Raw genomic sequence first — 11425 nt, forward strand, 5'->3', positions numbered from 1 at the left:
CGCGCACGACCCGCGCCGGCCCGGTGCGCAGGGGCGTCCCCCGGCCCGGCGCACCCGCCCCCGCGGACCCGGTGCGCGAGGCCCTCGTGGGGCCCGGTACGCGCCCGTGCACGTACCATTGCGGCATGTCCTTCCTCCGCCGCCGCAGCGCCACGCCCGCCGGGCCCGACTTCGATGTTCTGGCCATGGACCCGGGCGACTGGCCCGGCAATCTCGGCGCGGGCCTGCTGCCCGCGCCCGACGGCACCTGTCAGGGCGTCTTCCTGCGCTACGACCTGTTCGGCGGCCGCGGTCCCGCGATGATCATCGGCAATCTGCCCGAGGGCTCCCAGGCCCGGGACGTCGCCGAGGGCGAGGTCCCCTTCGAGGTGGCCCAGCTGCTGATCGCGCTGGAGAACCACGAGGAGGTGACCGTCACCGGGACCGAGGACATGCCGGTGATGCAGGGCGACAACCTCATGATCGTGCGCCGGCTGAAGCTCTCCGAGACCCGTATCTCCTGCGTCCAGTTCGACCGCAGCGACAACGTCCTGGTGACCATCGCCGCCTGGGACCGTCCGATCACGGACGACCTGTACGCGCTCCTGAAGCCGCTCCCGGCGGAGCTCTTCCAGCAGGGCTGAGCCCGAACTCACCGCCCGGGTTCACAGTTTGAGGGTGAACCAGGTGGTCTTGCCCGCGTCGGTGGGACGTACGCCCCAGTTGTCGGCGAGTGCGCGGACCAGGATCAGCCCCCGTCCCGACTCCTCGTCCTCGCCGGCCGTCCGGGGCTGCGGCAGATGCGGACTGTGATCGCTGACCTCCACGGTCAGGTCGGTCGCGGTGCGGCACAGGTGCAGGACGATGGGCCCCTGGGCGTGCTGCACGGCGTTGGTGAGGACCTCGGAGAGCAGGAGCCGGGCGTCGTCCGCGGCGGGAGCGCAGTCCCAGGCCGTCAGCGCCTTGCTGAGGAAGGCACGCCCCTCCGGAACCGATTCGGGCACCGCGGGCAGGTCCGTGTTGACGGTGGCCAGGGGTCCGTCGGGGAGCCGGGTGAGCAGCAGCGTGACGTCGTCGTTGTGCCCGTCGCCGTCCGGCAGCAGGGTGGACAGCACGTGGTCGGCGGCGTCCTCCAGATCGGGCGCGGTGGCGAACAGGTCCGCGAGGGTCCCCGTGAGCGCGGTGAGCTGGTCCTCGATGTCGCTGCCGGGCGTCTCGATCAGACCGTCGGTGTACAGGACGAGCGTCGCCCCGGGCGGGATCAACGAGGTCGCCTGCTCGTAGAGGATGCCGCCGACGCCGAGCGGCGCGTTCACCGGCGCGGGGAGCGGCCGGGCACCGGCGCCGGGCGTGGCCACCAGGGTCGGCAGATGCCCGGCCGAGCAGACCGTCACCTCGCCCGCGTCGGCGGAGATGACCAGATAGCAGCAGGTCACGAGCTGGTCGGGCACGTCCAGATCGCCGACGACGGCCTCCAGGGCCTGCATCAACTGGCGGGGCTGCATACCGGTCTTGGCCAGGGCGTGCGCGGCCGACCGCAGTTGGCCCATCACGGCGGCGGCGTCCAGGCCGCGGCCCATCACATCGCCGATCAGCACCCCGACCCGGCCCGCTCCCAGCGGGATCAGGTCGAACCAGTCACCGCCGACTCCCGCTCCCTGCGTGGCGGGCCGGTAGCGGCTCGCCGTGTTCAGACCGGGGATGGCGGGCGGGGTGCCCATGAGGCTGCGCTGGAGGGTCAGCGCGATGTGCCGCTGCTGCTCGTACAGGAAGGTCAGCTCGGCCTCGGCCCTCTTGCGGTCGCTGATGTCCCGGACGATCGCGCACGCGCCGATCACCGTGCCGTCCGCGTCCCGGGTGGGCCACAGCGTGATGTCCACGTCCAGCAGGGCGCCCGAGCGGGTCAGCCGCAGGGTCTCGAAGTGCTCGACCTTCTCGCCGCTGCGCAGCCGGTCCAGGAGCGTGTCGATCTCGCTCCGCCGCTCCGCGGTCGCGAGGAGGGACACGTGCTTGCCCATCACCTCGGCCCGCGAGTAGCCGTACAGCCGTTGCGCCGCCGCGTTCCAGTAGGTGATGTGACCGTCCAGGGTCTTGGCCAGGATCGCGTCCTGGGAGGACTCCACGAGACCGGCCAGTTCGTTGATCCGGGCCTCGGCGCGCCTGCGCTCGCTGACGTCGCGGACGGCGGCGGAGACGAGCAGTCCGTCGGTGGTCTCCAGTGGGCTGAGGCTGATCTCGACGGGGAACTCGGTGCCGTCCTTGCGCAGTCCGTGCAGTTCGAGTCCCGCGCCCATCGGGCGGACCTGGCGGTTGTCCGAGTAGCCCTTGCGGTGATGGTGGTGGTGGGCGCGGAAGCGGTCGGGCACGAGGAGCTCGACGGGGCGGCCGAGGAGTTCCTTGCGCCGGTAGCCGAAGAGGGCTTCGGTCTGGGCGTTGACGAGTTTGATGGTGCCGGTGTCGTCGACGATGACCATGGCGTCGGGCGCCGCCTCCAGCAGACCCCGAAACCTTTCCTCAGCGGCTTTGCGGTCACTGACGTCGCGGACGGCGGCGGAGACGAGCAGTCCGTCGGTGGTCTCCAGTGGGCTGAGGCTGATCTCGACGGGGAACTCGGTGCCGTCCTTGCGCAGTCCGTGCAGTTCGAGTCCCGCGCCCATCGGGCGGACCTGGCGGTTGTCCGAGTAGCCCTTGCGGTGATGGTGGTGGTGGGCGCGGAAGCGGTCGGGCACGAGGAGCTCGACGGGGCGGCCGAGGAGCTCATCGCGGGTGTAGCCGAAGAGGGCTTCGGTCTGGGCGTTGACGAGTTTGATGGTGCCGGTGTCGTCGACGATGACCATGGCGTCGGGCGCCGCCTCCAGCAGACCCCGAAACCTTTCCTCGGCCCCCGCCGGCGCGTCGTTGCGCGGTTCACCACCGCACGCGCATCGCTGGGGGACCGCCGCACCGGCCGGCCGCGGTGAAGTCTCTTCGACGAAGTTGCCCATGCCTGCCCCAGGGTGTGCCGTGTTCTGTGAACGGCCCATCAGAGCGTACGGAGAGCAGGTGCGCGGTTACATGTCGTTAACTGTCCCGACCGCGGCCGAACCTGTCCTCGTCGGCGCTTTCCCTGGCCGGTTGCCGGTGTGATTGTCTTCGACGGTCCGGAGCCGGGCTCCGCACGGGCCCGGTTCCGGACCGTCGGCGGTCTACGGGACCAGGTCCACGTCCGCCGCCCGCACGAACTGCACCCGGTGCCCGAACTGGATCTCGTAGTACATGTCCGTGCCGATCACGACCCGGTGCGGCGTCGTGTCGAAGGTCGGCGCGTAGAAGTACTCGCCGGGCACCTTGTCACCGGCCGCGTAGCGCTGACCGGCGAGGATCTTGTACGGCAGGGGCGACACGGCCTGGACGGGCACGCCCGCCGGGTACGCCTCCTTCTCCGGGTACGCCCTGCCGTACACGGGGATCTCCGCCAGCCCCTCCTTGGGGGTCACGGCCGGCCCCGACGCCCGCACCGCGGTCGGCCGCTTGCGCGGGTTCTCGAACCAGGCCTTCTGGCCGAGGTACCAGATCGCCGTCCAGTCGCCGTCCCTTCCGGCGAGCGCGTACCGCTGGCCGGTCGAGACGCGCGAGGCGACGTCGTTCACGCCGGTCGTCGAGGGGTCGCCCTTCGGGTACAGGCCGATGTCCTGGACCAGCGGCGAGTTCTCGTCCGGCTGGGAGTAGAGGCGCACCTCGCTCGATCCGTGCGCGGCGCAGGGCTCGCCCTTGGTGACGCAGCCCGTGTACACCGGCTGGTTGGTGTCGTAGTCGGGCAGGACGGTCACCAGGTCGGCGCCCTTGCCGAACGTCGGGTGGAACGGGTGCCCGAGCAGGGTGAAGTAGTGCTGCCAGTCCCAGTACGGGCCCGGGTCCGTGTGCATGCCCGGGATCGTGGAGGCCGTGGGGCCCGGGACGTTGTCGTGCCCGAGGATGTGCTGCCGGTCCAGCGGGATGTCGTACTTCCGGGCGAGGTAGCGCACCAGGCGCGCGGAGGCCCGGTACATCTCCTCGGTGTACCAGGTGTCGGGCGCGGTCAGGAAGCCCTCGTGCTCCAGGCCGATCGACTTCGCGTTGATGTACCAGTTGCCCGCGTGCCAGGCCACGTCCTTGGCCTTCACGTGCTGGGCGATGTGCCCGTCGGTCGAGCGCAGGGTGTAGTTCCACGACACATAGGTCGGGTCCTGGACGAGGTTCAGCACACCGTCCCAGGTGCCTTCCGTGTCATGGATGACGATGTACTTGATGCTCTGCGAGGCGGGCCGGTCGCCCAGGTCGTGGTTGCCGTAGTCGCCGTCGCCGAACTCCGCGTACGGGGCGGGGATCCACTCGCAGGACACGGTCCGCGGGCATTCCGTGCCGTCGGCGGAGGCGGTCCGCAGCCCCGCACGGCGCAGCCGCGCGGTGTCGGGGCTCAGTCCGGGCCGCGCGGCGAGCGTCACCCGCTGGCCGGTGTCCGTGGTGCGCCGCTCGCCCGTGCGCATCACGGCGTAGGCGTCGTCGGCGTAGGCCGCCGCGGTGGCGCTGTCGTCCGCTCCGGAGAAGCGCGCCACCGCCGCGTACCAGTCGGAGGCGTCGTCGCTCAGGGGCTCGCCGAGGTCGCGCTGCGCGGCGGCCAGGAGCGCGGCACCGCCCGCGACGTTGGCCGCCGCGTCGGTGCGCAGCCGCTCCGCGGGCAGGCCGGTGAGACCGGCGGCCTTCGTGAGGGTCTTGAGCCGCGCCGGGAGCCGGGAGTCCGTGGGCACCCGTGCGTCGGGCAGGAGGGCGCGGCGCGAGCCGTCGCCGCGGGCGTCCTCCGTGCCGTCGCTGTGGTGCGGGGCCGCGGCGATCGCCGTCCGGGCGTCGGTCAGGTGCATGGGGCCGTAGCCGCCGGTGACGCTCGGGGCACCGGCGTGCGTGTCCCAGCGGGACTGCAGATAGGAAACGGCGAGGAGCACGTCCTGCGGGACGTGGTACTCGGCGGACGCGGTGGCGAAGGCCCGCTGCAGCTCGGTCGCGGGCGTCTCTTCGGCGGAACTCGACGGAGCCGCGCCGAGCAGCGGGAGCAGCAGCGCCGCCGAGGCGACGGCTCCTGCGGACCTGCGCGCGCGTCTGCGCCTGGTGGTGCCTTCGGGTTCGGTGGCGGACCGGTGCAATGCAGCCTCCTGGGACGGTCGGGCGCGGTGGGGCGTGCGAGAGCCGAACGCGTCAGTGCTACCGGCTCCCCGACGATCCGTCAATCATGCTCAGGAGGAGGTGATTTCCCATGTCAACGTGGGGTGAAGGGGGTTTCGTGGCGGTGGCTCCCCGGCCTGCGGGGCGTCAGTGGCGTGGACCAATGCCCCGAACGGCGGCCGGGCGCGAGGGAGGTCCGCGGTGGGCCGGCGCGCCGGCCCACCGCGGACCTCCGTTCCCCTTCAGCGAGTGCCGACCGCCGCGCGTACGGCCCGCCGGGCCAGCTGGCAGTCGTCGTGCAGCCGCCTCAGCAGCAGCCGCTGTTCCTCGCTGGACGGCGCAGCAGCCGGGTGCGCCGGGCCCGCTGCCGCCGGGGCCGTGTCGTGCAGGGAACGCTGCACGGCCGTCTCGTAGGTACGGATCTCGCGGGTCAGGACGATCATCAGGTTCACCAGGAAGGCGTCCCGCGCCGCCGGTCCCGCCGACTGCGCGAGCTGGCTGATCTGGCGGCGCGTCACCGGGGCGTCGCCGAGGACCGCCCACAGCGTCGCCAGGTCGTAGCCCGGCAGGTACCAGCCCGCGTGCTCCCAGTCCACCAGCACTGGACCGGCCGGTGACAGGAGGACGTTCGACAGGAGGGCGTCGCCGTGGCAGAACTGACCCATGCCCTGGCGGCCGGAGGTGGTCGCGATGCCGTGCACCAGCTTTTGCAGGTCGCCCATGTCCCGGTCGGTGAGCAGCCCCAGCTCATGGAAGCGGGAGATCCGTTCCGCGTAGTCCAGCGGGGCGTCGAAGGTCCCGGCCGGCGGCCGCCAGGCGTTCAGCCGGCAGATGGCGCCCAGCGCGGCGCGGATGTCGGCGCGGGGCGGCGTCTCGAGCGGGTGGCGCTGGAGCGCGGCCACCCGGCCCGGCATGCGCTCGATCACCAGTGTGCAGTTGTCCGGATCCGCCGCGATCAGCCGGGGCACCCGAACAGGCGGGCGATGCCGGACGAACAGACGGTATGCAGCTATTTCGTGCCTGATCCGCTCGGCCCAGACGGGGGAGTGGTCCAGTAAACACTTGGCGACGGCCGTGCTGCGTCCCGTCGTGCCGACGAGGAGTACGGAGCGTCCGCTGCGGCGCAGCACCTGGACCGGAGCGAACTCCGGGCAGATCCGGTGCACCGACGCGATCGCCGTGCGCAGCTGGGCGCCCTGAGGGCCGGACAAGTCGATTCTCCCGCTGAGCGGTTGGGTGCCGAGCCCCGGCACGCGCCGCGTCCGGCCGGCACCGAGCACGGGGGCCGCCTGACGCGCGGGGTCGAGATAGGGGCCGCTGCCCACCGGGCGGGGGTGCAACGACCGGGGCGGAGCGGACACGGAGGACGATGCTGTGTACATGGGCGAAACAGATCCCTTCGTGTGCCTGCGAGTTACCGCGCTGCCCGCCCCGGCCGCCTGGTTCATCCTGGGGAATGTCCCTGGCAACCGGGTCGGGGTGGCGCGTTCCTACCTGACACCCGACGTCCACTGGCACACCATCTGGCGCACCCTGGCGAACCCTGGCGAATAGTCGCTCAGCAACTGACAGGCGGTTACTGTCGAAATCAGCCGAGAACCTGGGGGCTTGACGTGAACGGACAACCCAACACTCGTCTGTCGGACCTGTTCGGCCTGGCCGGCTGGTCCAAGGGTGAGCTCGCGAGGCTGGTAAACCGGCAGGCGGGGGCCATGGGCCACCCCCAGCTGGCGACCGACACCTCACGGGTGCGGCGGTGGATCGACATGGGAGAGATCCCGCGCGATCCGGTGCCGCGGGTGCTGGCGGCTCTGTTCACCGAGCGTCTCGGCCGTGTCGTGACCATCGAGGACCTCGGTCTGGTCAGGCGCGGGCGTACGGGGAAACGGCAAGGCGCCGCCGGGAGTGCGGAACATCCCGACGGAGTGCCGTGGGCGCCCGAGCGGACTGCCGCGGTCCTCACCGAATTCACGGGAATGGACCTCATGCTCAACCGACGCGGCTTGGTGGGCGCGGGTGCCGCGCTCGCCGCGGGATCCGCACTCAGCACTGCCATGCGAGACTGGCTGCACACCGATCCGGCCCTGACGGCCGACGCTCCGCAGTTCGAAGACCCCCTGCACGCCGACCCCGCCGGGTTCGACCGTTACGAGGCCGCCCCCATCGGGTCGCAGGAGATCGAGGAACTGGAGCGCTCCGTCGAGGTGTTCCGGGCCTGGGACGCGTCCCGCGGCGGCGGGCTGCAACGCAAGGCCGTGGTGGGCCAGCTCAACGAAGTGGGAGGCATGCTCTCCTACCGGCACCCCGACCATCTCCAACGGCGCCTGTGGGGCGTCGCCGCCAACCTCGCCGTCCTCGCGGGCTGGATGTCGCACGACGTCGGCCTGGAGCCCACGGCTCAGAAGTACTTCGTCATCGCCGCCCACGCGGCCCGGGAGGGCGGCGACCGGCCCCGTGCGGGGGAGGCGCTCTCGAGGGCGGCCCGCCAGATGGTGCACCTGGGCCGGCCCGACGACGCGCTCGACCTCATGAAGCTCGCCAAGTCCGGTTCGGGTGACGAGGTGCTGCCCCGCACCCAGGCGATGCTGCACACCATCGAGGCCTGGGCACAGGCGTCCATGGGCAGGGGCCAGGCCATGCGGCGGACCCTCGGCATGGCGGAGGAGCTGTTCGTCTCCGACCGCGGTGACGTACCACCGCCCAGCTGGATGCAGTTGTTCGACGAGGCCGACATGCACGGCATGCAGGCGCTCGCCTACCGCACCCTCGCCGAGCACGAGCCGGCCGCCGCGGCGACCGCGCAACGGCACGCCAAGGAGGCGCTGAAACTGCGGGAGTCGGGGCGGGACCGGTCGAAGATCTTCGACCACATCTCGCTCGCGTCGGCCTGCTTCATCGCCGACGATCCCGAACAGGCCGATCGCTACGCGCGACTGGCCCTGACGTCGATGGGCGCCAACTCCTCCCATCGCACCTGGGACCGGCTGCGCGAGATGTACCGGCTCACCGGGCAGTACTCCAGCTATCCGAAGATCAGCGATCTGCGTGAGGAGATCAAACTCGCGCTGCCGAAGGGTTCGCTCAAGCCCAGGCAGGGCAGCAGCACGCGGGTCTAGGGGACTTCGCGTCCTCGACACCTCGTGCGCGGCGGGTGTTGCGGCGCCGACCGTGCTGCGACGGCTCGGCTGACAACGACGTCAGTGGCCGTCAGGGGAGGATGCCGGTCCTGGCCGTCTCTCCGACGTGTCGTCCGGCTCCGGTGCCTTCGGGCTCCCGGTGTCCTCGGTGTCCCTGCCGTCGGTCTCCCTGCCGTCCTCGACGTCAGGATCCGATCCGGGCTATGAGCACACAGGCGTCGTCCTCGCGCTCGGTTCCGCCGAATTCCTCGACAACCAACCGGATGCAGTCCTGGGCCGTACGGGCCTCGCCGAAGCGTGGGGCCAGGCCGAGCAGCCTCCGGACGGCCGCTGTCTCTCCCCGGCCCTCGGCTTCGCCGGGAAGCGGGGCCTCCGATCGCCGGGGGACCAGCCCTCCGGTGTGCAGGAGCAGCAGGTCGCCCACGCGGAGGCTCTCCTCGGCCTGCCCGTAGACGGCACCGGAGGTGGCTCCGAGCAGTACGCCGTCCGGCGCGGCCAGCGCACGCCCCGTCCCGTCGCGGAACAGCAGCGGGGCGGGGTGCCCCGCCTGTGCCCAGCTGAGGGTGCGGGTCTCCGGGAGGTAGCGGCAGCAGACGGCACTGCCCAGGGCGGGCTGGACGGTGGAGTCGATCAACTGATTCATCCAGGCGAGGAGTTGACCCGGCCGGGTGCCCGCCACCGCCATGCCGCGCAGCGCGCCGAGCAGCATCGCCACTCCCGAGGTCGCGGTGACTCCGTGGCCGGTGAGGTCGCCGGCGCTCAGCAGGGTCTCCCCGTCGGGGAGTTCGAGCGCGTCGTACCAGTTGCCGCCGATCAGCGCGCTGCTCGACGACGGCAGGTAGTGAGCCGCCACGTCCAGCGCCCGGGGCCCCTGGCGCGGGAAGCGCAGGGAGCCGCGCCAGGGCGGCAGCACGGCCTCCTGGAGTTCGACCGCGAGCCGGTGCTCGGTCCGTGCGACGTGCTGCTGACGCTGGAGGGATTCGCGGGTCTCGCCCACGGTCCGCTGGCTGCGGCGCAGTTCGCTGACGTCGCGCAGCACGGCCCACATCGAGGCGGTGCTGCCGTCGGGGTCGAGTACGGGCTCACCCATCATGTGCACGGTCCGCACCCCGCCGTCGGGGCGCGTGATGCGGAACTCCCCGTCGATGGGCTTGGCGTCGATGAGGCAGTCGGTGACCATCGCCGTCAGCATCGGCCGGTCCTCGTCGAGGACCAGTGAGGGCAGTTCGTCGAGGGTGAGCGGGGGAGCGGCGGCGTCGCGGCCCAGGATCTGGTAGAACTCGCCGGACCAACTGGCCTCGTCCGTCAGCAGGTTCCACTCGGCGCTGCCGACCCGGCTCAGCAGCGAGCCGTGCCGGGGCGCGGCCGGTGCGGTCCGGGCCGCGGGGGTGGCCCGGGGCTGGACGGGCACGGCCGGCGGTCCGTCCCGCAACTGGGCCAGGTGCGCGTCCAGATCGTTCAGCTGGTGCAGTGCCAGGTTGCACAGTGCGCGCTGCCAGCGTCCCTGTGCGTCCCCCTCGTCGGCGGGTGCCTCACGCCGTACCGCGTCCACCTCGCCGCGCAGGCGCCGCGTCTGCGAGATGAGCGCGTCGACCGTGCCGCGCCGGGGCGGCTGGGCGGCGGGGCGGTCCGCAGAGAGATGGGGTGGCATGACGTACTCCGATGCGGGGACGGTACGACCTGGGTGACGGAAGGACCGCTACGACTGTCGCACAGCCCGCGACGCGCTGTAAGGGATTTGGCAACACCCGATACGGTCGTGCTTCTGGTATATGCCGCAGTCCTCCCGGAGTGGGCGACCGGTCCCGATGCGGTAGTCATCGGGTGGAGCCAAGTCGTAGACACCGTACGTGACTTGAGGGGCACGGGCGCTTCCGCACCAGGCTTTCATCCTGCTGTTCGAAGGGCATGTGTGCGAGTGTCCGGAGGGTGTTCAGGGGGCCCGCGAAGTCCGCGCCTCCGGCCGCGGCACCGCTTCTTCGCGCCGGGAAGCGCACGACCACCGCCCGCCGGCGGACCGGTCAGGCGTAGAGGTCCGGGCGCGGGACGAGTTCGACGGCCACCCGGCCGCCGCTCTCCAGGGCCCGGACTCCCGCCTCGGCGACGGCGGACGCCGCGTACCCGTCCCAGACCCCGGGCCCGGTGACCCGGCCGGCCCGGGTGGCGTCCACCCAGGCCTGCACCTCACGGTCGTAGGCGTCGGCGAAGCGCACGAGATAGTCCCGCGCCACCTCCTCGTGCCGCCCGTCCACCGTCGTCACGGCCAGGGAGCGCTCGTCCCCGATCCGCGCGCTCCCCGCCTCGCACACCGCCTCGCACGCCACCTGGTAGCCGAACCCGCAGTTCACGAAGACCTCGACGTCGACCAGGGCACCACCAGCCGTCTCGAACAGGACGAACTGAGGGTCGATCAGCCCCTCGGGCGCGGACGAGGACGAGCGGGGGCGCAGCACCGTCACCGCCGTGAGCTCCTGGCCCAGCAGCCAGCGCGCCGCGTCGATCTCGTGCGAGACGGAGCTGTTGACCAGCATCGCCGAGGTGAAGTCCGGTGGGGAGGAGACGTTGCGGTGCGTGCAGTGCAGCATCAGCGGGCGGCCCAGCCGGCCGCCGTCCAGCAGGGACTTCAGACGCAGGTACTCGGCGTCGTACCGGCGCATGAACCCGACCTGCGCCAGCCGCCGCCCGAGCCGTACCTCCGCCTCCATCACCCGCAGCGCCCCGGCCGACTCCGGGACCAGCGGCTTCTCGCACAGCACCGGCAGGCCCCGGGCGAACGCCTCGAGCAGGGCCTCCTCGTGCGCGGGACCGGGGGAGGCGATCAGCACGGCCTCCACCCCGGGCGCGTCGAGCGCGGCAGCCGCCTCGGCGTGGACCGACACGTCGTCGATGCCGGCGACCGCCTCCGCGGCGCGACCGGTGTCGGGATCCGCCACGGCGGCGACCCTGGCGCCGCTCACCACCCGGTCCAGACGGCGTACATGGTCGGCTCCCATGTGTCCGGCACCCAGTACCGCCACACCCAACAGATCGCTCACGCGGTGCGCACCTCTCCGACGACTGCCCGGGCCGTTCCGTCCCGGTGATCCGATTGTCGGCCGCGGAGATCGGTGACGCAGCACCCCGATGCCCGCACA

General features: G+C 71.9%; 7 protein-coding genes. 2 read left to right on the forward strand and 5 right to left on the reverse strand.

The window, feature by feature from the left end:
- Positions 1–125 precede the first annotated feature (125 nt).
- Positions 126–623 (forward strand): hypothetical protein, encoded by a 498-nt coding sequence (locus tag CW362_RS15510; RefSeq protein ID WP_103550037.1) that lies wholly within the window; start codon positions 126–128, stop codon positions 621–623.
- A 21-nt stretch (positions 624–644) separates the two neighbouring features.
- On the opposite strand, the gene CW362_RS15515 is transcribed toward CW362_RS15510, so the two are convergent.
- The 3 genes from CW362_RS15515 to CW362_RS15525 all read right to left on the reverse strand — a co-directional run bounded on the left by CW362_RS15515 (position 645) and on the right by CW362_RS15525 (position 6536).
- Positions 645–2963 carry a SpoIIE family protein phosphatase gene (locus CW362_RS15515; protein WP_206300963.1) on the reverse strand — a complete coding sequence of 773 codons (2319 nt, stop codon included), beginning with the start codon at positions 2961–2963 and terminating at the stop codon, positions 645–647.
- A 201-nt stretch (positions 2964–3164) separates the two neighbouring features.
- On the reverse strand, positions 3165–5135 hold the full coding sequence (locus tag CW362_RS15520) for an N-acetylmuramoyl-L-alanine amidase (protein WP_103550039.1): 1971 nt from the start codon (positions 5133–5135) through the stop codon (positions 3165–3167).
- Between the two features lie 261 nt (positions 5136–5396).
- The gene (locus tag CW362_RS15525; protein ID WP_103550040.1) at positions 5397–6536 is read right to left on the reverse strand and encodes an aminoglycoside phosphotransferase family protein; all 1140 of its coding nucleotides are present in this window, start codon (positions 6534–6536) and stop codon (positions 5397–5399) included.
- A gap of 231 nt (positions 6537–6767) precedes the next feature.
- Between CW362_RS15525 and CW362_RS15530 the strand changes: the two genes are divergently transcribed.
- Positions 6768–8270: a DNA-binding protein NsdB gene (locus tag CW362_RS15530; protein ID WP_103550041.1), complete on the forward strand. Its 1503-nt coding sequence runs from the start codon at positions 6768–6770 to the stop codon at positions 8268–8270.
- A 205-nt stretch (positions 8271–8475) separates the two neighbouring features.
- Here CW362_RS15530 and CW362_RS15535 read toward each other — a convergent pair whose 3' ends face one another.
- Together CW362_RS15535 and CW362_RS15540 are read right to left on the reverse strand one after the other, a co-directional pair.
- Positions 8476–9942: a PP2C family protein-serine/threonine phosphatase gene (locus CW362_RS15535; RefSeq protein WP_103550042.1), complete on the reverse strand. Its 1467-nt coding sequence runs from the start codon at positions 9940–9942 to the stop codon at positions 8476–8478.
- Positions 9943–10312: 370 nt separating this feature from the next.
- Positions 10313–11326, reverse strand: a complete 1014-nt coding sequence (locus CW362_RS15540) for a Gfo/Idh/MocA family protein (RefSeq protein ID WP_103550043.1) — start codon at positions 11324–11326, stop codon at positions 10313–10315.
- Between the last annotated feature and the right edge of the window lie 99 nt (positions 11327–11425).

The organism is Streptomyces populi, from assembly GCF_002911015.1.
Lineage (GTDB): Bacteria > Actinomycetota > Actinomycetes > Streptomycetales > Streptomycetaceae > Streptomyces > Streptomyces populi.